This is a genomic window from Streptomyces sp. NPDC040622, from assembly GCF_055593965.1.
Map to the genome: position 1 here is coordinate 42,236 of NZ_JBVIXD010000011.1, position 22,893 is coordinate 65,128.

A 22,893-nucleotide genomic window follows, 5' to 3' on the forward strand; every position below is an offset into this window, starting at 1 on the left:
GCACGCCGTCGTAGGGGGCGCGCTCAGCAGTGCCCTACGGGAACCATCGAGCGGACCTCGTCGGGGGCGATGGTCCGCCGGACCGGCTTCCCCTCCCGTCGTCCCTCTCCCCTCACGCCGGGCGCCACCCCGACCGTCACGCCCCGGGCGTCGCTCACCACCAGCTCGCCGCAGACGGTTCCCGTTGCCGTCGTCACCAGGACGTGGGGCACCTGGGCGGCCGGCGTCACGGCCCTCTTCCCGTCCGTCTTCCCCGCGTCGGCGTCGACCGGCACGACCCAGCTGACCGCCAGTGCGGCGACGATCGCGCACAGCCCCACGACCGAGCGCCGCCGTGCGGAGGCCAGCGCGTCCTGGGTCTCCTCGACCTCGTCGAGGACCGCGGCGAAGAGCCGGTCGCCGCTCAGCCAGGCCTGTTGCCCCAGCCTGCCGTGTGCCGCACGCACCGCCCTGAGCGCCCCGGAGAGCAGCAGGGCGAAGGCGGCGACGAGCAGGCCCGCCGTGGTCCACCGCCAGAGGTCCGGCATGCCCGCGACGCTCTCGCGGCCCTTGAGCACGAAGACCGCGCCGACCAGGCCGGTGAGCCCGGCGAGTCCGTTGCGCCACCCCTCGGCCTGCCGCCGGACGGCGCCGAGCTGGTCGGCCTGGAGCTGCTGACCGAGCTGCGCGAACCTCTTCTTGGCGAGGTCGGTCACGGAGTGGCACCGCCTTGCCCGGGAGGCGGCACGGGGACGTCCCAGAACGCCCCGCAGCCCGAGTCGGGCGACTCGGGCGGCCGGTCGGGGTGCGGGTAGCCGCACTGGCAGTAGACCGTGATCGGGCCGGAGAGAGGCTCGGGCCCGGTCCTGCGCCGCCTGAGCCCCTTGGCGGGGCCGAGCACCCCGAAGGCGACCCGGAACACGGTGCGGGCCCGGCAGGCCGGGCAGTCGCCGGTCACGGTGTACCAGCGCCCGTCGGCGGACCGCTCCACGGTGAAGGGGGAGCGGGGCTGGATCTCCGACTCCTGGAACGGCGTCGGATCATGGGCGGACGTCATGGGGCGTCGTTCTCCGTGGGTCGGCCGGTGGGGGCGGGGCGGTAGGGCCGCGCCCGGGGGGTCGGCGCGGGCTCGGGCGGGCAGTGCGCGGGCGGTGTCAGGCCGAACAGCGGTGCGTACAGGGCGAGTCGGTCCCACACCCACCCGGTGGGCCGGTCCACCTCGCGCGCCACGACGGCGATCCGGTCGGCACTCACCTCGCCGGTGAGCGCGGGCGCACGACCGGTGTACCGCTCGGTGAGCAGGATCAGATCCTCCCAGGCGGGTACGACGCTCGACTCCGGCCTCTGAACGGCCAGTTCCACGCCGAAGGGCCGGTACAGGGCGAGCCGGTCCCAGGCCCGGTCCACGGGCCAGCCGAAGCGGCCCGCGACACGGAGGAGGTCCAGAGGGGTGACGGGGCGGTCGCCCGCCAGGTCGGCGGCGAACATCGTGCTGTCGTGCGAGGTCGGCCGGTGCTCGCGCCAGGCCTGGTCGCCGTCCGTCACGTCCCTCCAGGGGCCGCCGACGGGGGCGTACCGGCTCAGCTCATCGAGGCTCGCCCCCAGCGTGCCGCCGCGCGCCCGCGCGTGCTGGATCAGGACGTCCACCCCGGGCGACTCGCGCCAGACCGCGCCGTCCCTGCCCATCACGCAGCAGGCCTTCATGTCCTGCTCGGAGGGGCGCGCGCCGACGAGTTCCGCCGCGAGCGGCCGAGGCAGGGACACCGGGTGACCGGTCTGCGGGCCGAGCTCGGCGAGCCGGTCGCAGGCCTCCCCGAAAGGCATCGCGGCAGTGGCCGCGGCCGTCATCGCGTAGGGCGCGTCGAACGCCTTCTGCCCGATCTCCGACGAGAGCAGGCCGTCGTCCATGCGGTCGAGGGCGATCGTGTTCCGTCCGCCGGGCAGCAGCTGCAGGTCGCCGTGCGACAGGCCGCGCCAGCTGTCCACGAGTCCGGGCGCCGACTCGTGGACCAGCCCGGCGGCCGCGAGGCCCACCAGGGCCTCGCGGACCTGGTCCGCGTCCGCCTGGACGGCCGCCACCGCACGGGCGGTGCTCAGCAGCGCGGCGGGGGTCCGGTCGGGCACCTCACCGTAGAACCTGGGCTCGGAGCCCTGGAGCAGTTCGCACTCGAGCCGGCCGGAGACGTGTCCGGCCAGCGCACCGAGTTCGGGAACGCGCACGCGGCGCCAGGCGAGGGTCGCGGCGAAGCGCTCGACGACCTCGGCGAAGGTGAGGGACAACGCGCTGGAGGCGACGGCCAGTTGGACGAGTGACAGGTCGGAGTCGACGGGGTGGTAGGTGAAGTACTGGCCGAACTCGTCCGTTTCCGCTTCGCTCGGTCTCGGTACGGTGTCCTGCGCCCCGGCGTCGTCCCGTCCGGGCACGGCGGGGAGGTCGGGCAGCCCCCACCAGGCGTAGCGCCGCAGGGTGTCCGCGTAGAAGGTGTCGGACGGCCGGGGGCCGACCATGCCGGTCCGCTTCGGTCCGGCGAGCTGAGGGTGCCAGGACAGCGCCCTCAGCTCCTCGTCGGTGGCCACGTGGTCCGGGGCGACGGCCCGGACGGGCAGGAACGACTCGATCGCCAGCCCGACGGCCGCGAACCGGCGGGCCCGGCCCAGCGCCTCGGACACCGGGAGCCCCTCCTCCGCGGAGAGGGTCCTGACCACCGAGAGCAGGGGCAGCGGGCCGTACGCCGTGGGCTCCCAGTGTCTGAACAGCCCGTCGTAGAACCGTCGGCCGAGGAGCAGCCCGCGGTCCACGGCGTCCAGTTCCGTGGCGTGGGCCGTGTCGAGGTCGGGCACCTCGGGGACGCGGGCGCCGGTGATCGCGTGGCGCCGCAGGCGGCCGAGCAGCCGCCCCACGCTGCACGCCTCGCCGGCCGCGGGCAGCGCGGCCCTCAGCAGGATGTGCGTCGCGTCCGTCCCGCGCGCCACCACGCGCGATTCCCAGCCCTGGGGCAGTGGATATCCCTCGACGGTGTCCGGCACGGCGAGGTCCGTGCCCCGGCTGCGCCGGTGGATCCGCGCGTCGCGCAGGATCGCGGACCGCCAGGCCTGGAAGGACCGGCTCACCGTGGGGAAGTGCGCGAACCTGTTCCTGTCCCGTTCCACGGCGAGGTCGGGGTCGCCGGGGAAGTACCCGACCCGGCGGAAGGGAATGGCCGCCGTCCGTTCCCAGGTCAGGCCGCTGGCGACGTACGCGTCCGTGGCGAGCAGCCGTTCCGTCAGCAGGGAAGCCCCTTCGGGCAGCCACGGCGCGAAGTCCCAGAGCCACTCCAGGCTGAACCACCCGGGCGGCTCGAAGTCCGCGCAGGCGTCGATGATCTGTCGCGCCACCCAGGCCTGGTCGTAGGAGAAGACCCTGGTCCTGCTGGTGCTGATGTCGGGTGCGTGGCTCTCCCGCAGGTCCATCACGCAGCCGAAGGGGAAGCCCTTGGACCAGCCGCCGATCGGCTCCTCCTCGGCCCCGGCCTTCCAGGCGGGCAGTTGGGACTCGCTCTCCTTGTACGGTCCCCCGTCGCCGGGCGGCTCCGCCACCAGCACCCCGTCCGCCAGCAGCCGCCCCTCCCCCGGCACCCACCACAGGTCGCGGGACGCCCGCACCGGGCGAGTCGCGTCGCCCTCGTAGTAGAGCGTGTCCGGCTCCCACTCCCGCACCGTCTCGCCGTCCCGCTCGACCCGCAGCGCGAAGTCCGACCGCCAGACCAGCGCGCCGAGTTCCTCCGCCACGTCGACCTGGTCGCCCTGGAGGTACAGCCGCACGCAGGTGCCGCCGCCCGGCCGGGACTCGTCACGGTCGCCGATGCGGAACAGGCTGCCGCTGGAGGCGATGTCCACGCGCAGCCCGCGGCCGGAACGCGCGCGGCCGTACTCGTCCGTGGCGCGGGTGGAGATGCTGATCTCGTCGGCCAGCATGAAGTAGCTGAAGACCCCTACGCCGAAACGGCTGTTGGGGTAGATGCGCAGGCTGTCGTCGGCCCGCCGCCAGCGGGCCTGCTCCCTGCGGTACTCGCGGGACTGCTCGAAGCGCCGCCCCGCGCGCGAGAACGTGCCGCGGAGCGTGTCGCGCCCCATGCCGACGCCGTTGTCCTCGCACTCCACGTAGGAGCGCCCCTCCTCGTCCGTGCCCTGGCGGAAGACGATCTCGCCCTCCCAGGAGTACGGGATGCCCTTGCCTGCCTTGCCGTAGCGCAGCCGGGCCTGGCGGTAGCGGCAGGCGTCCAGGGCGTTCTGGTAGAGCTCGCGCAGGGCGAGGTTGCGGTCCCCGTAGAGCTGGGTGCCCATGAGGAGTTCGCGCATCTCGTCCTCGGCGAGGCCGAAGCGCATGAGGGGCACTCCGTAGGCGTCGCCCTTCGTGCGGACGTCGTACTGGGGGCGCAGCCTGCCGCAGGTGACCCGCTCGGGCAGGTGGGCGAGGAGGCCGTCCGGCACGGGCCGGCCGAGGTGCTGCCGGATGCGCAGCACGGCGTCGTCCGTCCAGCCGGTCAGCGCTTCGAGTCCGGCGTGGACGGCGGGGTGCGGGCACTGCAGGTCGAGGTCGACGGCGCGGGTGTAGCGGTCCCTGACCCACCGCAACTCCCGTACGCTCTCCACGGCCTGGCGGGGTACGAGGCCGTCGGCGACGCCCACGTTGTCCACGAGGACACCGGGCAGTTCCCTGAGGTCGCCGCCGAGCAGACCGGCGACGGCCGTCAGCCAGGACAGCTCGCGGGGGCGCCAGCTCTCCGTCGCCTCGCAGCCGCCCGGGGGACCCGAACGCACGAGTTCGTCGAGGCGGAAGGGCGGTTCGCGCTCGTCGTCGTAGGACTGGGCGGGCACGACCCCGGTCTGGCGGCAGACGCGCACGAGCTCGTCGGTGAGTTCCGCGACGCGTCGCGGCGGCGCGTCCTCGCCGATGAGCGCCGTGGCGAGCGGGGTCAGGAGCTGGGCCGCGTACGCCTCGTCCCACAGTTCCTCCCTGCCGCGGACGTGCCGGTGCATGAGCCAGGCGGCGACGGCCCGGGCCTCGTCGGCGCGCCCGCGGGCGGCGAGTTCGCGGCCCTTGCGCCAGATCAGGGCGTGCGCGGCGAACGTGTGCTCCAGGTCCACCCGCTCGCTCTCGATCCCGGAGTCCCGCACGGCCGGTTCGAGTTGGAAGGCACCCGCCGCGGTCGCCGCCTTCACGCCGAGGGCGTACAGCGCCTCACGCACGAAGGGGGCCGCCGCGAGGACGGCGAACTCGCCCGCGTCCAGGAGCGGGCCGCCCTGGGTCTGCGAGGGGGCGAGCAGCGGCCGCAGGCCCTTGGTGAGGACCCGCACGGGGTAGTCGTCGTCCGCCCAGGGGTCGGGCACGCCGGCCGTCGCGGAGCCGTACCAGCGCGCGCACTGCCGGGTGAGCTCGGCCAGTGCCTGCTGGAGGCGGGTCCTGCGGTCGTCGTCGCAGCGGACGGCCGCCCACAGTTCGGGGTCGCGGACCGCCGTCGACCAGGACTCCTGGAGCGTGCGTCCGGAGCAGAGCGGCACCGGGGCGATGGCGTCGGGTCCGGCCGGCGCGTAGTGCGGGGTGGGGGTCTGCTCGTGGCGGGCGGCGCGGGCCAGCTCGGTGGTGCGCGTGGTCGTGTACGCGATGACCTCGGCCACCGTGCGCGGCGGGGTGTCGGCGTCCAGGGCCTCGGCGAGCGCGCGCGTGAAGTGACTGCCCCGCTCGTCGTCGGCGCCGCAGGTCTGGCCGGGGCCGCAGCCGAAGAGGACGGCGACGCGGTCGCGCCACGCGGGGAAGTTGGTCGCGGAGCCGCCGCCGTGCGAACCGCCGTCCGGGCCCGCGGGGTCGCGGCAGGCGTCGACGGTGAGGAGGACCGTGTCGGCACGGCAGCCCTGGAGCAGCGAGGCCAGGTCGAGGTCGATGAGGCTGTCGACGGCCACCTCGGGCGGCTGGGCGACCCAGCTCAACTGGGCGTCGGCGGGCACGAGGTGGTCGGCGCCGCCGAGGGAGAGGCCGTGGCCGGTGAAGTGGATGAGGACGGTGGCGTCCGTCGGCGCGGTGCAGCAGATCCTGCTGATCGCGCTGCGGATCCGGGAGCGCTGGGCGGGCCGGTCGGGGGTGAGCCCGAGCACCTCGACGCTGTACCCGGAGGAGTGCAGCGCGTCGCCGAGGACGTCCGCGTCGTGGTGGACGGCCGGGCTCAGGTCCGGGAACTCCTCCTCCAGTTCGTAGCGTGGCACCGCGATGATCAGCGCCCGCTTGCTCTCCCCCATGGCCCCCGTGCCTCCCGTCGAACCGAGCCCGATGCGGGCCAGGATCCCACAGGGGCCCCGGGGTGGCACCGCCTCACCGGTGCCACCCCGGACCGCTAGCCGCTCACCAGACCCGCACCGAGCCGCCCGACGCGAACACCGGGCTGGTGGCGTCGGCGGGCGCCTCCTTGAGGGGCTCGTCCAGTTCCTGGACCGTGGGCCCCACGCGCGCGGCGATCTCGCCGAGCCTGACCAGGTCGAAGCCGTAGACGCGGGCCGCGTTGCCGCCGACCATGGCCGCGATCTCGTCCCTGGGCAGCCCCGCGTAGGCGACGCGCAGGCCTTCGCGCGAGTACGGGTGGGTGCCCTCGTCGTGCGGGTAGTCGCTGCCCCACATGATCTTGTCGAGGCCGATGCGGTCGCGCAGCGCCGCCTCGTGCGGGCGCATGAAGCTGGCGCCCACGAAGCAGTTCTCGCGCCACACCTGCGACGGCCCCTTGCCCATCGAATCGGCCAGGCCCGCCCCGAACTTGGACTCGGCGGTGTCCGCCCCGGTGGCCGCCGCGACGAGCCGCCCGTGGTAGTAGTCCAGCATGTCGAGCACCCCGGGGACCCATCCCGAGCCCTGTTCGGTGAGGACCAGCCTGAGCTCCGGATGGCGCCGGAAGGCGCCGCCGAACACGAGGTGCCACAGCGCGCGGTGCGAGAACCACGTCGTCTCGACCATGAACACCGCGCGCGCGGCCGGCTCGTCGCCGAGCGGCGGCGATGCCGAGCCCGCGTGGTGGTTGACGGGGACGCCCAGTTCGGCGCAGGCCGCCCAGATCGGGTCGTACGCCGAGGAGTAGAGCTCGGGCAGACCCGAACCTGGTGGCGTGCCGGGCAGCATGAGGCCGCCGGTCAGGCCCGCCTTCGCCGACCGGTGGATCTCCTCGACGGCCCGGTCGACGTCGTTGAGGAGGATCTGGAAGACGCCCGCCCTGCGGCCGGGGGCGGCGGCGCAGAACTCCGCGAGCCAGCGGTTGTGGGCCCGCAGGCCCGCCCAGCGCTGTTCGAACTCCTCGCGGGTGGGGGCCGGCGCCATCAGTGAGGCGGTCGGGAAGAAGGGCGGGATGGTGTTCGGGAAGACGACCTCGGCGACGATGCCGTCCGCCTCGAGTTCGGCGATGCGGCGGTCCGAGTTCCAGTTGCGGTCGGCGGTGTCCGCGAGGAGGTCCTCGTACGGATTGACGTAGGTGGCCGCCCACGCGTCGAACGCGTCGTGGTGGCGGGACTCCAGGTAGGGCCGGTAGTCCAGCAGGTCGGCACCCGCGTGGCAGTCCGCGGAGATGACGGTGTAGCGGTCCTCGGTCATGGGGTCGCCCCTAGCGTCGGGAAGTCGTGGTCGGTCAGCCAGTGCCGGCCCACCTCGCGCGAGCGCGCCCAGGAGGCCTCCACGGCGCTCTGGTCGGCGTCCTGGCCGAGCTCGGCGGGGGTGGGGCCGATCCTGCGCGCCAGCGGCGCGAGTTCGGCCGTGTCGAAGCCGAAGACCTCGGCGGCGGCGAGGCCCAGCATGCGGCGGGTCTCCGCCACCGGGATGTCGTGGAAGGTCTTCTTCAGCCACGCGCGCGTGTCGGGCCAGGTGCCCTCGGGGTGCGGGAAGTCGCTGCCCCACAGGATGTTGTCGACGCCGATCTCGTAGCGCTGGGCGAGCTCGCGGCGCTTGGTGTTGGTGGCGCAGACGAAGATCTGCCGGTCGAGGTACTCGTGCGGCGGGCGCTTCAGCTCGGCGAACGGGGAGAGCTTCTTGCCGCCGTGCGCGCCCAGGTAGAGGCGGTCCATGAACCACAGGAGGTTCGGCAGCCACCAGCAGCCGGACTCCGCGACACCGAACCTGAGCCCCGGGTGGCGTTCGAAGACGCCGGACCAGAGCATGAACCAGAGCGGCCGGGCGGGCCACCACGTCACTTCGGAGACGTAGATCCCGAGATGGTCGCCGTACTCGTGGCGGGGCGCCGCCCCGGAGTGCGTGACCACGGGCATCGCGCACTCGGCCGCCGCGGCCCACACGGGGTCGTAACGCCGGTCGTGGTAGGGCGCCTTGTCGACCCACATGGAGGGGATCATGAGCGCGCCGAGCCCCGACTCCTTGGCGCGGTGCACCTCGGCGACGACGCGGTCGACCTCGCCGGTGATGGGCAGCAGGGCGACACCGCAGTGCCGTTCGGGGTGCTCGGAGACGAAGTCGGCGAGCCAGCGGTTGTGTGCCTGCGCGCCGGCCATGCCGAGCTCGGGGTCCTGGTCGCCGGAGAGGCCGAGGCCGACACCGAAGGGCGCGGCGGTCTGGCTGTCGACGGCGTCCGCGTCGGGGAAGACGACCTCGGCGGCCACGCCGTCGCCGTCCAGCTCCTTGAGGCGCTGCGCGGTCTCCCAGCCGCCGCGCAGGCCCTCTTCGTTGTCCTGGAACCACTTGGCGGCGAACGCGTCGTTGCGGATGCCGAGCCGGGTCGCCTCCGCGCGGCGCTCGTCGCGCTCCCCGAGGAACTGGTCGAAGTCCCGGTGGAAGCGGCTGTCGAGGTAGGGCCGGTACTCCTCGGTGGGGAGCCCGGCGTGGCAGTCGGAGGAGATGATCAGGTACGGGTCGTTCTGCTGAGCCGTCATCACACGTCCCTCAGTAGGTCCCGGACGGTCCCTCAGTCCAGGATGAAGCTTTCCAGGTAGGCCGGGTCGGACCGGTCGAGCATCGACTGCGACCGTGCCCTGATCTGCCGGTCGCTGTGCTCGCCGGGCGGGAGCAGCCAGAAGCGGCCGGCGGTGATGCCGTCGGCCACGAAGTCCGCGACCTGCTCGACGGGCGTGAACTCCACCTCGTTGCCCGCCTCCTTCATCGCGCTCTCCCACTGGTCGAGGCTGCGGTAAGGAGTCTTGCGGGGGCGGGACTTGGCGTAGCGGTCGGGCCGGTTGCGGTGCGACTCCCACAGGCCGGTGCGGAGCATGTGGGGCCCGGGGAAGAGCACGGAGGCGCCCACCCGCACGCGCTCGGCCTTGAGGTGGGCGTACAGCGACTCGGTCATCGTCACCACGGCGGCCTTGGTGACCGCGTACACGGAGGCGGTGGGCAGCGGGGCGATGCCGCCGTCCCCGGAGGAGGTGTTGACGACGTGGCCCGGCTCGCCGCCCGCGATCATCCGGGGCACGAAGGCCTGGATGCCGTGGAAGACCCCCCAGACGTTGACCTCGAAGGCCCACTTCCAGTCGTTGGGCTCGTGCTCCCACATGCGTCCCTCGGCGCCGGAGCCGACCCCGGCGTTGTTGCACAGCACGTGGACGGCACCGAACCTCGCGTACGTCTCCTCGGCGAGGGCGACGACCTGGTCGCGCGCGCCGACGTCGACCACGCGCGCGTGGACCGTCGCCCCGTCCTCCCGGAGGGAGGCGGCCGCCTTCTCCAGGGGGCCCTCCTCGACGTCCGCGAGGACCACCTTCAGGCCGTCCGCCGCGAACCGCCGCGCCATGGCGAGCCCGATGCCGCTCGCCGCGCCGGTGACGACGGCGACCTGCCCGGTGCGCAGCTCCATCTCAGGCACTCCCCTCGGGCGGCCCGTCGAGGATCTGCGCGGGGTCGTCGTAGCGCTGGTGGATGTAGGGCAGCAGGGCCTGCGCGCTGACGCGCTCGGCGACGCGGCCCCGCTGGTCGGTGGTCTTCTCGCCGAGGGTGATCTCGACGAGGGCGCGCACCGGCAGGTCGGCCACCGGGTCGTACATCGACTCGCGCAGCACGACGTCCCCGGTGACGGCCTCCAGCTTGCGGACCTTCTCGTTGCGTACGCAGTGCACGAGCACCGGATCCGCCTCGAAGCCCGAACCGTCCACCGCGGGGAGGAACTTGAAGTAGAAGTCGGTCTTCTGCGTCGGCTCGGGGAGGGGCAGGTCGCCGCTGACCGCGCCGCGCACCTCCACGAAGGCGATGCCGTGCCGGGCGAGGCTCGCCCGTACGACGAGGCCGTCGCGCTCGACCTCCACCTCGCCGAGCTTCTTCGGCTCGCCGAAGACCTCGCGCCCGCCGATCAGGGCCCGCTCGTGGGTCATCGGCATCACCAGCGGATACCAGCCCGCCACGCCCGCGTGCTCGGCGGCGACGGCGACCGAGCCCGCGCCCAGCGGGTAGCCGGGCAGGTCCACCTTGCTGATGTTCACCCGCACCAGGGGCCGCCCGGTGGGCTTCAGCGGCGGCGGCAGGACCGCCGCGACCGCGTCCGGATCGCTCTCCCAGACGGCCACCACGCCCGTGGACCAGATGTCGGGGAGCCGGGAACTCGCGGTGCGCGCGGCGGCGATCTCCGCCTCGGTGCGCGCTCCGTAGCGTATGCGTGCCATGTCGTACCACCCTTCGTCAGCGCGGAATCGGGTCCGCGGCCGGGACTTGCGGCGGTTCTGTAACACAGTTACAACAGGACTCGTGAAGGGTAAAGAGACGCAGCGCGACGGGACGCGGAACCGTGCGGCCAAGGCGTCCCGCGTGCCCCTGGACCGGGAGCAGGTCCTGGACACGGCGGCGCGCCTCGTCAAGCGGCACGGGCCCGGGGCCCTGACGATGCGGGCGCTCGCCGCCGAGCTCGGCACCGCCGTCACCTCGATCTACTGGCACGTCGGCAACCGCGAGTCGCTCCTGGACGCCCTCGTCGGACGCACCCTCGCCGACCTCGGGGAGATCCGCGCGAGCGGCCGTACCCCCGCGCAGCGCGTCGCCTCCGTGGCCCGCGCCCTGCGCCATCAGCTCCTGGACCATCCGCACCTCGTCGCGATGGTCCACGAACGGGGCCTGACGGAACGGATGTTCCTGCCCGCCCAGCGCACCCTCGTGCACGAGCTGCACGAGGCGGGGCTGCGCGGCGCCCGCGCCGCCGACGCCGTGCGCGCGGTCCAGATCCACGTGGTGGGCCACGTCCTGGTCGAGCGCAACCGTGCGCGCGCCCCGGTGCAGCACCCGGGCGAGGAGGAGCTGTGGACCGCGCAAGCGGCGGAGCAGGACGGCGCGCTGGCCCGCGCGCTGGCGGGACCGGTCGACCCGGAGGCGCTGTTCACCTCCTCCGTCAGGGCTCTGGTGGCCGGGCTGCTCGGACCGGGGAGCTGACTGTCGGTCGCGGCCCGTATCCTCATGGACCATGCTCGAAGACCGCACGACCGAAGCGTCCGCCGCCCCGTGGCCGGCCGCGTATCCAACGGGGTACGCGGTCGTCGACGTGGAGACCACCGGCCTGGCCCGCGACGACCGCATAGTGTCGGCCGCCGTCTACCGCGTGGACGCCCGGGGCGAGATCGAGGACCACTGGTACACGCTGGTCAACCCGCAGCGTGACCCGGGCCCGGTCTGGATCCACGGCCTCACCAGCGAGGTGCTCGCGGGCGCGCCCCTGTTCCAGGACATCGCCGAGGAGTTCGCGGGCCGCCTGGACGGCCGCGTCCTGGTCGCGCACAACGCCGTCTTCGACTGGTCGATGATCGCCAGGGAGTACGCGCGCGCGGAGCGCACCGCCCCCGTGCGCCAGCGCCTGTGCACCATCGCGCTCTCCAAGGAGCTGGCGCTCCCGCTGCCCAATCACAAGCTGGAGTCCCTGGCCGCGCACTTCGGCGTCGAGCAGCGGCACGCGCACAACGCGCTGGACGACGCGCGCGTCCTCGCCGAGGCGTTCCGCCCGAGCCTCAGGGCGGCGGCCGGCGGCAACGTGCGCCTGCCGCTCCTGGAGTGCCGTCCGCTGACCGAGTGGTCCGACGGGGCACCGCGCGTCGTGCGCCAGTCGACGGGGCCGGTCCCCTCGTCCTCGTACCGTCCCGGGAGTTGGCGCCCCTCGCGCAAGCGCCCGGCGTGCCCGTACCCGAACCCGGGGCGTTACGAACCGGGCAAACCGCTCAAGCAGGGCATGCGGGTCGCGTTCTCCGGAGACACCTCCGTGGAGCGCGAACTCCTGGAGGACCGGGCGGTGGAGGCCGGGCTGCACATCGCGACGAGCGTGTCCCGCCTCACCAGCCTGCTCGTCACCAACGACCCGGACTCGGGCACGTCCAAGACCGTCAAGGCGCGCTCGTTCGGCACGCCGGTGATCGACGAGGCGGCGTTCGGACAGCTCCTCCAGGACGTGACGCCGGCCACGGAGTCGTGACGGGACGGCGCCGAGGCGGGTCCCCGAGCCGGCGGGAAAGCGCGGCCCCGGCCGTCAGACGGGTGATTGCCGCACGACTCGCCCGCCGCCCGCTCGCCCCGCACCGCACCGGCGTCCCACCCTGTGGCGCATGGCACGTTGCGAGGTCTGCGGAAACGACTACGGCATGTCCTTCGAAGTGCACGCACAAGGTGCGGTGCACGTCTTTGACTGCTTCTCCTGCGCCATCCACCGGATGGCGCCCATCTGCGAGCACTGCCGGTGCCGCATCATCGGCCAGGGTGTCGAGGTGGAGGGCCACTGGTACTGCGGCGCCCACTGCTCGCGCGCGGAGGGGCGGGTGGGCATCGTCGACAACGTGTGACCCGGCGCCCGGCGCTCCGGGCCACCGGCTCATCCCGACCCCTCCCCCGACACCCCGCGGCCCTGGATGTACGGTCGTGGGGTGTACCGCTTCCTGTTGACCCGGCAGTGGGTGATCCTCACCCTCATCGCCCTCGTTCTCATCCCCGTGATGGTCGAGCTGGGTTTCTGGCAGTTGCACCGCCACCAGCACCGCGTCGCGCAGAACCAGCGGATCGCCGACGCGCTGGCCGCCGACCCGGTCCCGGCCGAGAAGCTGACCTCGCCCGGCCACGAGGTTCCCGACAAGGACCTGTACCGCCGGGTGAGCGCCAAGGGCACGTTCGACACGCGGCACGAGGTCGTCGTGCGCCGCCGCACCAACTCCGACGACGAGGTCGGCTTCCACGTCCTGACGCCGTTCGTCCTCGGCGACGGCAAGGTCCTGCTCGTCAACCGCGGCTGGATCCCGGCCGACGGACCGCAGACCGCCTTCCCGAAGATCCCCGCCGCCCCCAAGGGCCGCGTCACCGTCACCGGCCGCCTGATGGCCGACGAGACGTCCGCGGCCAGCGGCATCAAGGACGTCCGGGGCCTGCCGGACCGTCAGATCATGCTGATCAGCAGCGGCCAGCAGGCCGACAGCCTCGGCAAGCAGGTCCTCGGCGGCTACGTCGAGCAGAGCGCGCCCGAGCCGGCCGACGGCTCCCCCCAGCTGATCGGCGAGCCGGACCACGACAGCATCGGCGCGCACATGGCGTACGCGGTCCAGTGGTGGCTGTTCGCCTCCGGCGTCCCGATCGGCTGGGTGATCCTGGTCCGCAGGGAGCGGCACGACCGCGCGGCGGCGGCACAGGCCCCCGCGCCGGAGACGGCCACGGCGGGCGTCTAGCCGCCTCTTCCGGCGACCGGTTCGCCGGCCACCGGTCCGACGCGACCGGCACCGCGAACACCCGCCCGATTGACGCGCGCCCTCCCCGGGCACTCGTCTTCCGTGTCCCGTCGCAACGAAGATCCCGCGCCCACCGAAGTCCCCGCGCCCGCCGAGGGCGTCATACCCATCGAGGACCTCGCGCTCATCGGCGACCTCCAGACCGCCGCCCTGATCGGCAGGGACGGTTCCATGGACTGGCTCTGCCTGCCCCGCTTCGACTCGGCGGCCTGCTTCGCCGCCCTGCTCGGCGACGAGGAGAACGGCCACTGGCGCGTCGCCCCCAAGGGCGCGGGCCCCTGCACCCGCCGCGCCTACCGCTCCGATTCCCTGGTCCTCGACTCGGAGTGGGACACCGAGGACGGCTCCGTGCGCGTCACGGACTTCATGCCGCAGCGCGACAAGGCCCCCGACGTCGTGCGCATCGTCGAAGGCCTCAAGGGCTCCGTCACCGTCCGCAGCACGCTCCGGCTCCGCTTCGACTACGGCTCGGTCGTGCCGTGGATGCGCAGGCAGGACGGTCACCGGGTGGCCGTGGCGGGTCCCGACGCGGTGTGGCTGCGCAGCGAACCGGCCGTGCGGACCTGGGGCGAGGACTTCTGCACCCACTCCGAGTTCACCGTCGAGGAGGGCGAGAAGGTGGCGTTCGTCCTCACCTGGCACCCCTCGCACGAGCCCCGGCCGCCACTCATCGACCCCTTCGAGTCACTGCGCCACAGCCTGGAGGACTGGCGCGCCTGGGCGGCGCGCTGCACCTACGACGGCCCGCACCGCGACGCCGTCGTCCGCTCCCTCATCACCCTCAAGGCCCTCACCTACGCCCCCACCGGCGGCATCGTGGCCGCCCCCACCACCTCACTGCCGGAGGAGCCCGGCGGCGTCCGCAACTGGGACTACCGCTACTGCTGGCTGCGCGACTCCACGCTCACCCTGGGCGCGCTGCTCGCGGCCGGGTACTCGGAGGAGGCCTCGGCCTGGCGCGACTGGCTGCTGCGCGCCGCCGCGGGCAACCCGGACGACCTGCAGATCGTGTACGGCCTCGCCGGGGAGCGGCGCCTTCCCGAGTACGACGTGCCGTGGCTGCCCGGCTACGCGGGATCCGCGCCGGTGCGCGTCGGCAACGAAGCGGTCGAGCAGCTGCAGCTCGACGTGTACGGAGAGGTCGTCGACTCCCTGGCGCTCGCCGACCGTTCGGGCCTCAGTACCCCGTCGCACGCCTGGAACCTGCAGCTGTCCCTGCTCGAATTCCTGCACGAGAAGTGGCGCGAGCCGGACCAAGGCCTGTGGGAGGTGCGCGGGCCGCGCCGCCACTTCGTGTACTCGAAGGTGATGGTGTGGGTCGCCGCCGACCGCACGGTGCGCGCCCTGGAGGAGAACCCGGAGCTGAACGGCGACGTCGAGCGCTGGCGGAAGCTGCGGGACGAGGTGCACCGCGAGATCTGCGAGCGCGGCTACGACGCGACGCGCAACACCTTCACCCAGTCCTACGGCTCCGCCGAACTCGACGCCTCGCTGCTGCTCATCCCGCGCGTCGGCTTCCTGCCGCCCGACGACCCGCGCGTCATCGGCACCATCGACGCGGTGCACACCGAACTCGGCCACGACGGGCTGCTCCGCCGCTACACCGCGGAGCAGGCGGCCCTCGACGGCCTGCCGGGCCAGGAGGGCGTCTTCGTCGTCTGCTCCTTCTGGCTTGCGGACGCGCTGCACATGACGGGCCGCACGAAGGAGGCGCGCGCACTCTTCGAGCGCCTGCTCTCGCTCCGCAACGACGTGGGGCTGCTCGCGGAGGAGTACGCCCCCGAGGCCGGCCGGCAGCTGGGGAACTTTCCGCAGGCATTCAGCCATATCGGACTGGTGAACACCGCCCTCGCGCTCTTCGGCGAGAACGCGGGAGGATAGGGGGCATGGATCTTGGACTGGAAAACCGTGTCTACGTAGTCACCGGCGCCACCCGCGGCCTCGGCAACGCCACCGCCCGTGCCCTGGTCGCGGACGGCGCGAAGGTCGTGCTCACGGGGCGCGACGAGAAGACGGCAGCCGAGGCGGCCGCCGAGCTCGGCGCCAATGCGGTGGGCGTGGCCGCCGACAATGCCGACCCGGCCGCCGCGGGCGCGCTCATCGCCGCGGCGCGCGAGCACTTCGGCGGCTTCGACGGCGTACTGATCAGCGTCGGCGGGCCCGCCCCCGGCTTCGTCGCCGACAACACCGACGAGCAGTGGCAGGCGGCCTTCGACTCGGTCTTCCTCGGCGCCGTGCGGCTCGCCCGGACCGCCGCCGCCGAGCTCGGCGAGGGCGGTGTCATCGGCTTCGTCCTCTCGGGTTCGGTGTACGAGCCGATCGCGGGCCTGACCATCTCGAACGGTCTGCGCCCGGGTCTCGCCGGATTCGCCAAGTCCCTCGCGGACGAGCTCGGCCCGCGCGGCATCCGCGTCGTCGGCGTGCTGCCCGGCCGGATCGGCACCGACCGGATGCGCCAGCTCGACGGTCTCTCGCCCGACCCGGAGGCCGCCCGCGCCGCGAACGAGGCGGGCATTCCGCTGCGCCGCTACGGCACCCCGGAGGAGTTCGGCCGCACGGCGGCGTTCCTGCTCTCGCCCGCCGCGTCCTACCTGACGGGGATCATGGTGCCGGTGGACGGCGGCTCGCGCAGCGGCTTCTGACCGCCGCCCGGCACACGGTCACCGAAGGCGGGCTCAACTCACGCGTTCGGCGCGGTGTTTGAGCCCGCGCAGCCGCACCGTCGCGGGCAGGCTCGCCAGGCCCGCGGAGTCGCGGGCGTGCGCGAGGGTCTCACCGGAGAGCCGGTGCAGCGCCTCGGACGGCGTGGCGTGGGGTTCGAGCACGAGGTCCACGCGCGCCCGCGGCGTGCTGCGCCGCCCGGTCAGCAGGACGTGGGCGCGCTCGACGCCGTCCAGCGCCTCGGCCTCACCGGCCAGGACGTTCTCCATGGCCCGGCCGCGCAGCAGCGCGCCCTCACCGTCCCCGGTCTCCACCAGGACCTCGGCGAGGCGGTGCCTGCGCAGCTGCGCGGAGAGCCACCACAGCGCGAGCAGGACACAGACCGCGAGGGCCGCGATGACGGTGGGCCAGAACCACCCCTCGTCCCGCCACCGCGCCCGGTCCGCGGCGCTGACCAGCACGTCGCCCGTGCCGTCGTGGATCCACCAGGAGGGCGGGGAGGCGCCGAGCCCGACGGCGAGCACGGAGCCGCCGAGGACGAGCAGCGCGAGCCCGACGAGGCCGAGGACCACGCGGTTGACCGTGTGCAGCATCGGGGTCATCCCTTCCTGCCGGGCCGGGCCACGTGGACCTTGAGGCCGGGAGCGCGTGCGAGGCCGAGGTCGCGGATGCCGTCGCTCAGGCTCGCGTCCAGGTCCGCGCGTACGTCGTCGAGTTCACGGAAGTGCGACACCGCGCGCACGTCCACCGTGGAGCGCGACATGCGGACCCGTACGGACTGCACGCCCGCCACGTCCATGGCCCGGTCGCGCAGCACCATGGCGGCGGCGCCGCGGTACAGCCCCGCGCGTACGTCGGAGTGCGTACGCCGCATCGGCAGCACCCCGCGCTGCCCGGGCGTCACCGCCAGCACGAAGAGCCAGATGCCGACGAGCGCCGCCACGGCGGCGCCCACCAGCACGGCGGTGTCGTCGAGGTGGCGCTCGCCGAGCTGGTGGGCCAGTTCGCGCCGCCAGCGCATCGCGGGATGGTCGGCCCGCACGGCGACGACGTCGTAGAGGAACAGACCTGCGCCGCCGAGCAGCAGCACGGCGAGGATCGCCGCGGGCACCCGGCGGGGCGACCAGAACCGAGGGGCCTTCTCGTCGTCGGAGAGCGTGGGCAGCGGCTGGTAGGCGGCCGCGGAGGCCGACTGGCCGAGCTCGCTCTCGCTCTGTTCGATGACCGGCAGCGGCTGGGTGCCGCCGCCCCCTCGGGGGTCGCTCATCGTGTCCTCCCCTGTGCCGCGGCGCGTACCCGCGCCGAGTGCAGCCGCTCCACGTGGACGGCCACCTCCGGCACGTCCATCCCCGCCAACGCCTTTACCCGCTGGGCGACTTGACGACGCACCGCGCCGCACTGACCGCCGATGTCGCAGGGGTAGTCCAGTTCGAGGCTGACGTGGACGCGGGCCGACTCGTGGCGGACGGAGACCGTGGCGCGCGGCGGCGGTCCCTCGGGCGGCACGGCGTCCGCGTCCACCGCCTCACGCGCCGCCCGCGCGGCGATCTTGGCGACGACCCGGTCGGCGATCCGGGTCGCGCCGCGCTCCCTGGGTGCGACCTGTGCCGCCACCGCTCACCGCCGCCGGTCGCCGCGGGTGCGGAAGAATTCACCGGGCTCCAGGTCCCCCTCGAGGAACCGCCCGGCCACGTACCCGATGGCGCCCAAGGCGGCCACCAGCAGGAACGCCCCGAATCCACCGAAGTATCCGGCGAAGCCGAGTGCCATTCCGGCCACCATGCCGATCACGGCCATGCTCATCGTGCGCTCCTTAGCGAGACGTCCTACTGGAGGCGTCCCTCGGACTCGTCGTCATCGTCCTCGTCGGGCAGTTTCACATCGCTGACCGCGATGTTGACCTCGACGACCTCGAGCCCGGTCATGCGCTCGACGGCCGTGATCACGCTCTCGCGCACGTCCTGGGTGACGTCCGCGATGGACACGCCGTACTCGACGACGATCTCCAGGTCGAGCGCGGTCTGCACCTCGCCGACCTCGGCCTTCACGCCGCGCGACACAGACTTCGAGCCGCCGGGGACCCGGTCGCGCACGGCGCCGAAGGTCCGGGCGAGGCCGCCGCCCATCGCGTGCACGCCGTCGACATCGCGCGCGGCGAGTCCGGCGATCTTCTCGACCACGCCGTCCGCGATGGTGGTGCGGCCCCGGCTCGCGGGGTCACCACCACCCCGTTTGGCCGCCGGCCTGGCCGCCTTCTCGTCGGGGGTGTCCTTCTGCAGCGTCTGAGACGTGTTCCGCTGTCCGCTGTCGGTCATCGCCGTCCCGTTCCTTTCGAAAGGGAACCGCCCCGTAGGGGATGTGATCCATCGAGTGGGGCTGCTTCCTCGCTCACATTAAGCGCGGCCCCGCGCCCGCGCGCCCGGGATGCGGCAGGCTGGGGCCATGACGGGCGAGGGTTGGACGCAGGCGGTACGCCGACAGCTGGGGCTCGGCCGTGTGCTGCCGCTGGGCGGCGCGCAGGACGGCGTGTGGGTGACGGAATCGGCGGCGGACGGCGCGTTGCGCCAGATGGCTGACGGGGTCGACGGCGTGCGGCTCGGCACGCTCCGCATCGCCCTTGCCGATCCGGACTCGGCGTCCGCCGCGGCCGTGCCGGCACCGCCGAGCGCGCTGCCGCCGGGGCCGCTGCGCGTCTCCGCGGAGTTCGCGGCCCTGACCGGCGCGCCGCTGCCCGCGGCGGCGGACCGGCTGCGCGCCGCGCTCCGCGAGGCGGCGGACCGGATCGGCCTGGCGGTCGACGGGGTGGATCTGCGGGTGACGGCCCTGCTCGACGAGGACGCCGCCCCCGAAGACGTACGCCCCGCCGCTGGCTCCCCCGATGCCCCCGACGCCCCCGATGCCGGGGACGGGATGCGGAAGGGGGCGGGTGACGGCGGCGACGCCGATGCCGATGCCGATGCCGATGCCGATGCCGATGCCGACGAGGGTGACGAGGCGCGCGTCGCGCGCAGCGCCCTCGCGGTGCCCGGAGTGGCCCGGCTGACCGGGGTGCTCGGCCTCGGCAGGGCCGTGCACATCGAGGAGAGCGCGGCGGCGGACACGCTGCCGCGCCGCCACGCGCGCGTGGAGCTCGCGACGGACCGCGGGCACCGCGCCCTGGACGTGGCGCTCGCGGTCCGCAAGGCGGTCGGCGCCGCCCTGCCGGACCACCCTTCGGTGGCCGTGCTCGTCACCGAGGTGGGCTGAACCCGCCGCCGAGGTGGGCTGAACCCGCCGCCGAGGTGGACTGGACCCGTCACCGAGGCGGGCTGGACCCGTCTCCGAGGCGGTCCGGGCTCGTCACCGGGGTGGCCCCGGCAGGGAAACGCGTCAGTCGCCGAGGCCCGCGAGGTCGCGAAGGCGGCGGCCCTGCGCGGCGCGCTCGGCGACGCGCTGCTCCTCGTAGGAACGGCCCGAGGCGCCCTGCAGCAGCGCCTTGGTCTCGATGACGGCGTCGCGGGGCGGGGCGACGAGCGCGGCGGCCAGGTCCCTGGCGGCGGCGTCGAGCTGGTCCGCGGGCACGACGAGGTTGGCGAGGCCCGTCCGCTCGGCCTCGTCCGCGTGGACGAAACGTCCGGTGGCGCAGATCTCCAGCGCGCGGGCATAGCCGACGAGCCCCACCAGCGGGTGCGTGCCGGTGAGGTCGGGGACCAGGCCCAGGCTGGTCTCGCGCATGGCGAACTCCACGTCATCCGCCACAATCCGCAGATCGCAGGCGAGCGCCAGCTGGAAGCCGGCGCCGATGGCGTGGCCCTGGACAGCGGCGACGGACACGAGGTCGCTCCGCCGCCACCAGGTGAAAGCGTCTTGGTACTCGGAGATCGTGGCGTCGAGAACGCCGTCCTCACCGCGTGCCAGATCGATGAAGGACGGCTCGCCGTCGAAACCCTCGGGCGTGAACGCCTGCCGGTCGAGGCCCGCGGAGAAGGACTTGCCCTCACCGCGCAGCACCACGACGCGGACGCTGCCCGGCAGCAGCTGACCTGCCTCCGTCAACGCCCTCCACAGCGCGGGAGATTGGGCGTTGCGCTTGGCCGGATTGGTCAGCGTCACCGTGGCGACGGCCTCGTCGATGGTGAGGCGTACGCCGTCCTTGTCGAGAACCGGTGCGAGCTCGCTGTCGGACGAAGCCATGGGTGCCTCCGATGGGGTGCGGTCGGTCCGGACGCACAGGAGCGCCCGTAAGTGACTGCACAGTAACCACCCGGTCGATCACCCGACCGACCGGGTGGTCACCATCGGACCATGGGACAGCGTGCCGCCCGCCGTCAGCCGGCGGCGGCCTTCTTGCCTCGCGTCGCCCCGCCGCGTCCCCGCAGCGTGACGCCGGACTCGCTGAGCATCCGGTGCACAAACCCGTACGAGCGGCCGGTCTCTTCGGCCAACGCCCGGATGCTCGCACCGCCGTCGTACTTCTTCTTCAGGTCTGCCGCGAGCTTGTCGCGCGCGGCGCCGGTTACCCGGCTGCCCTTCTTCAGAGTCTCGGCCACCCGTGCCTCCTCATGGGAAGTGCGCTCTGGACTTCTCATGATCACCCCTCCTGGGCTTCCTGGCCACCCATTCGACAAGGTCCGTACGACGAGGTTCGTCGTTTCAGCGGCGTACGACACGATCGGAATTAACGATTCCGCACGCTCGATTCCACCCGGCCGAACAGACGGCGCGACGAACCGGCAGGTCAGCGCGGTGAAAGAGGAGAAGGGCCGTCGCATCGCAGGTCGGCGACGAAATCCGTGTATGACACACCTCGGTACGAGGACAGCTCACACAGATGGGGGATCACGGATCGGCCGAATGATCCATACCCAGTGGATCAGTCATTCGATCAAGCGCGGTGGACGCCCCGACCGGGGCGTCCCGCGGGTTCCGCATGTCAGGCGAGGGCGACCAGATCCGCGTAGTCCTGGCCCCACAGGTCCTCGACGCCGTCGGGCAGCAGGATGATCCGCTCCGGCTGGAGCGCCTCGACCGCGCCCTCGTCGTGCGTGACGAGGACGACGGCGCCCTTGTAGGTGCGCAGCGCGCCGAGGATCTCCTCGCGGCTCGCCGGGTCGAGGTTGTTGGTGGGCTCGTCGAGGAGCAGCACGTTGGCGGACGAGACGACGAGCGTCGCGAGCGCGAGCCGGGTCTTCTCGCCGCCGGAGAGCACGCCGGCGGGCTTGTCGACGTCGTCCCCGGAGAAGAGGAACGAGCCGAGCGTCTTGCGCACCTCGACGAGGTCGAGGTCGGGGGCGGCCGAGCGCATGTTCTCCAGGACGGTGCGCTCGGGGTCGAGCGTCTCGTGCTCCTGCGCGTAGTAGCCGAGCTTCAGGCCGTGGCCCTCGATGACCTCCCCGGTGTCCGGCTTCTCGGCGCCGCCGAGGAGCCTGAGCAGGGTGGTCTTGCCCGCGCCGTTGAGGCCGAGGATGACGACGCGCGAGCCCTTGTCGATGGCGAGGTCGACGTCGGTGAAGATCTCCAGCGAGCCGTACGACTTCGACAGGCCCTCGGCCATCAGCGGCGTCTTGCCGCACGGCGAGGGCTCGGGGAAGCGCAGCTTGGCGACCTTGTCGCTCTGGCGCACCGCCTCCAGGCCCGCGAGGAGCTTGTCGGCCCGCCGGGCCATGTTCTGCGCGGCGACGGTCTTGGTCGCCTTGGCGCGCATCTTGTCGGCCTGCGAGTGCAGCGTCGCGGCCTTCTTCTCGGCGTTCTGGCGCTCGCGCTTGCGGCGCTTCTCGTCGGACTCGCGCTGCTGCTGGTAGAGCTTCCAGCCCATGTTGTAGACGTCGATCTGGGCGCGGTTGGCGTCCAGGTAGAAGACCTTGTTGACGACCGTCTCGACGAGGTCGACGTCGTGGGAGATCACGATGAAGCCGCCGCGGTACGTCCTCAGGTAATCCCGCAGCCAGACGATCGAGTCCGCGTCGAGGTGGTTGGTCGGCTCGTCGAGGAGGAGCGTGTCGGCGTCCGAGAAGAGGATCCGGGCCAGCTCAATGCGGCGGCGCTGACCGCCGGAGAGCGTGTGCAGGGGCTGGCCGAGCACCCGGTCGGGAAGGTTGAGCGCGGCGGCGATGGTGGCGGCCTCGGCCTCGGCGGCGTACCCGCCCTTGGTGAGGAACTCCGTCTCCTGGCGCTCGTACTGCTTCAGGGCCTTCTCGCGGGTGGCGCCCGAGCCGTTCGCGATGCGCTGCTCGTTCTCGCGCATCTTGCGGATCAGGGTGTCGAGCCCGCGCGCGGAGAGGATGCGGTCGCGGGCCAGCACGTCGAGGTCGCCGGTGCGGGGGTCCTGCGGGAGGTAGCCCACCTCGCCCGAGCGGGAGATCGTGCCGCCCGCGGGCATGCCCTCGCCCGCGAGGCACTTGGTGAGGGTGGTCTTGCCCGCGCCGTTGCGGCCGACGAGGCCGATGCGGTCGCCCTTCGCGATACGGAAGGTGGCGTTCTCGATGAGGATGCGGGCGCCGGCGCGCAGCTCGATGCCGGAAGCGGTGATCACGGGGTACTCCTGAACAGATGTGGACGGCGAGAGGGACGACTGAGGTGCTCGGGACC

The 22,893-nt window shown here is 73.2% G+C and carries 22 protein-coding genes; 7 read left to right on the forward strand and 15 right to left on the reverse strand.

Annotation, left to right across the window (positions count from 1 at the left end):
* Positions 1–23 precede the first annotated feature (23 nt).
* The 7 genes from ACZ592_RS30355 to ACZ592_RS30385 form a co-directional block, all read right to left on the reverse strand.
* The gene (locus ACZ592_RS30355) at positions 24–695 is read right to left on the reverse strand and encodes a hypothetical protein (RefSeq protein WP_471584872.1); all 672 of its coding nucleotides are present in this window, start codon (positions 693–695) and stop codon (positions 24–26) included.
* Positions 692–1,036, reverse strand: a complete 345-nt coding sequence (locus ACZ592_RS30360) for a hypothetical protein (RefSeq protein WP_471584873.1) — start codon at positions 1,034–1,036, stop codon at positions 692–694. The genes ACZ592_RS30355 and ACZ592_RS30360 overlap by 4 nt, the downstream gene beginning before the upstream one ends.
* Positions 1,033–6,252, reverse strand: a complete 5,220-nt coding sequence (locus ACZ592_RS30365) for an HD domain-containing protein (RefSeq protein WP_471584874.1) — start codon at positions 6,250–6,252, stop codon at positions 1,033–1,035. The genes ACZ592_RS30360 and ACZ592_RS30365 overlap by 4 nt, the downstream gene beginning before the upstream one ends.
* A 103-nt stretch (positions 6,253–6,355) precedes the next feature.
* Entirely contained in the window at positions 6,356–7,585 is a 1,230-nt protein-coding gene (locus ACZ592_RS30370) for an amidohydrolase family protein (RefSeq protein WP_471584875.1), read from the reverse strand.
* A complete protein-coding gene (locus ACZ592_RS30375) occupies positions 7,582–8,871 on the reverse strand; it encodes an amidohydrolase family protein (RefSeq protein WP_471584876.1) in 1,290 nt (429 codons plus the stop codon). The genes ACZ592_RS30370 and ACZ592_RS30375 overlap by 4 nt, the downstream gene beginning before the upstream one ends.
* Before the next feature lie 32 nt (positions 8,872–8,903).
* The gene (locus ACZ592_RS30380) at positions 8,904–9,788 is read right to left on the reverse strand and encodes an SDR family NAD(P)-dependent oxidoreductase (RefSeq protein ID WP_471584877.1); all 885 of its coding nucleotides are present in this window, start codon (positions 9,786–9,788) and stop codon (positions 8,904–8,906) included.
* Position 9,789: 1 nt separating this feature from the next.
* Complete coding sequence (locus ACZ592_RS30385) at positions 9,790–10,587, reverse strand: acetoacetate decarboxylase family protein (RefSeq protein ID WP_471584878.1); 798 nt, start codon at positions 10,585–10,587, stop codon at positions 9,790–9,792.
* An 82-nt stretch (positions 10,588–10,669) separates the two neighbouring features.
* Between ACZ592_RS30385 and ACZ592_RS30390 the strand changes: the two genes are divergently transcribed.
* From ACZ592_RS30390 to ACZ592_RS30415, 6 genes are all read left to right on the forward strand, one after another.
* Positions 10,670–11,344, forward strand: a complete 675-nt coding sequence (locus ACZ592_RS30390) for a TetR/AcrR family transcriptional regulator (RefSeq protein ID WP_471584879.1) — start codon at positions 10,670–10,672, stop codon at positions 11,342–11,344.
* 31 nt (positions 11,345–11,375) lie between these two features.
* Complete coding sequence (locus tag ACZ592_RS30395; protein ID WP_471584880.1) at positions 11,376–12,371, forward strand: DEDDh family exonuclease; 996 nt, start codon at positions 11,376–11,378, stop codon at positions 12,369–12,371.
* 130 nt (positions 12,372–12,501) lie between these two features.
* Positions 12,502–12,735 carry a hypothetical protein gene (locus ACZ592_RS30400; protein ID WP_150166323.1) on the forward strand — a complete coding sequence of 78 codons (234 nt, stop codon included), beginning with the start codon at positions 12,502–12,504 and terminating at the stop codon, positions 12,733–12,735.
* Positions 12,736–12,816: 81 nt separating this feature from the next.
* Positions 12,817–13,605, forward strand: a complete 789-nt coding sequence (locus ACZ592_RS30405) for an SURF1 family cytochrome oxidase biogenesis protein (RefSeq protein WP_471584881.1) — start codon at positions 12,817–12,819, stop codon at positions 13,603–13,605.
* 162 nt (positions 13,606–13,767) lie between these two features.
* Complete coding sequence (locus tag ACZ592_RS30410; protein ID WP_471585099.1) at positions 13,768–15,546, forward strand: glycoside hydrolase family 15 protein; 1,779 nt, start codon at positions 13,768–13,770, stop codon at positions 15,544–15,546.
* A gap of 5 nt (positions 15,547–15,551) precedes the next feature.
* Positions 15,552–16,307 (forward strand): SDR family oxidoreductase, encoded by a 756-nt coding sequence (locus ACZ592_RS30415; protein WP_471584882.1) that lies wholly within the window; start codon positions 15,552–15,554, stop codon positions 16,305–16,307.
* A 33-nt stretch (positions 16,308–16,340) separates the two neighbouring features.
* Here the strand turns inward: ACZ592_RS30415 and amaP are convergent, their stop codons facing one another.
* The 5 genes from amaP to ACZ592_RS30440 are packed head-to-tail and all read right to left on the reverse strand — an operon-like array spanning position 16,341 to position 18,641.
* The gene (gene amaP, locus ACZ592_RS30420) at positions 16,341–16,928 is read right to left on the reverse strand and encodes an alkaline shock response membrane anchor protein AmaP (protein ID WP_471584883.1); all 588 of its coding nucleotides are present in this window, start codon (positions 16,926–16,928) and stop codon (positions 16,341–16,343) included.
* The gene (locus ACZ592_RS30425; protein ID WP_471584884.1) at positions 16,925–17,593 is read right to left on the reverse strand and encodes a DUF6286 domain-containing protein; all 669 of its coding nucleotides are present in this window, start codon (positions 17,591–17,593) and stop codon (positions 16,925–16,927) included. The genes amaP and ACZ592_RS30425 overlap by 4 nt, the downstream gene beginning before the upstream one ends.
* Positions 17,590–17,940, reverse strand: coding sequence for an Asp23/Gls24 family envelope stress response protein (locus ACZ592_RS30430; RefSeq protein WP_471584885.1), 351 nt, complete (start codon positions 17,938–17,940; stop codon positions 17,590–17,592). Before ACZ592_RS30430 ends, ACZ592_RS30425 begins: the two co-directional genes overlap by 4 nt.
* Positions 17,941–17,943: 3 nt before the next feature.
* Positions 17,944–18,129, reverse strand: a complete 186-nt coding sequence (locus ACZ592_RS30435; protein ID WP_471584886.1) for a hypothetical protein — start codon at positions 18,127–18,129, stop codon at positions 17,944–17,946.
* A 23-nt stretch (positions 18,130–18,152) separates the two neighbouring features.
* Positions 18,153–18,641, reverse strand: coding sequence for an Asp23/Gls24 family envelope stress response protein (locus tag ACZ592_RS30440; RefSeq protein WP_471584887.1), 489 nt, complete (start codon positions 18,639–18,641; stop codon positions 18,153–18,155).
* Positions 18,642–18,768: 127 nt separating this feature from the next.
* Between ACZ592_RS30440 and ACZ592_RS30445 the strand changes: the two genes are divergently transcribed.
* Positions 18,769–19,572: a nucleopolyhedrovirus P10 family protein gene (locus ACZ592_RS30445; RefSeq protein WP_471584888.1), complete on the forward strand. Its 804-nt coding sequence runs from the start codon at positions 18,769–18,771 to the stop codon at positions 19,570–19,572.
* 123 nt (positions 19,573–19,695) lie between these two features.
* Here ACZ592_RS30445 and ACZ592_RS30450 read toward each other — a convergent pair whose 3' ends face one another.
* The 3 genes from ACZ592_RS30450 to ACZ592_RS30460 form a co-directional block, all read right to left on the reverse strand.
* On the reverse strand, positions 19,696–20,499 hold the full coding sequence (locus ACZ592_RS30450; RefSeq protein WP_471584889.1) for an enoyl-CoA hydratase/isomerase family protein: 804 nt from the start codon (positions 20,497–20,499) through the stop codon (positions 19,696–19,698).
* 134 nt (positions 20,500–20,633) lie between these two features.
* Positions 20,634–20,855 (reverse strand): helix-turn-helix domain-containing protein, encoded by a 222-nt coding sequence (locus ACZ592_RS30455; RefSeq protein WP_055550175.1) that lies wholly within the window; start codon positions 20,853–20,855, stop codon positions 20,634–20,636.
* 383 nt (positions 20,856–21,238) lie between these two features.
* Entirely contained in the window at positions 21,239–22,837 is a 1,599-nt protein-coding gene (locus tag ACZ592_RS30460; RefSeq protein ID WP_471584890.1) for an ABC-F family ATP-binding cassette domain-containing protein, read from the reverse strand.
* Between the last annotated feature and the right edge of the window lie 56 nt (positions 22,838–22,893).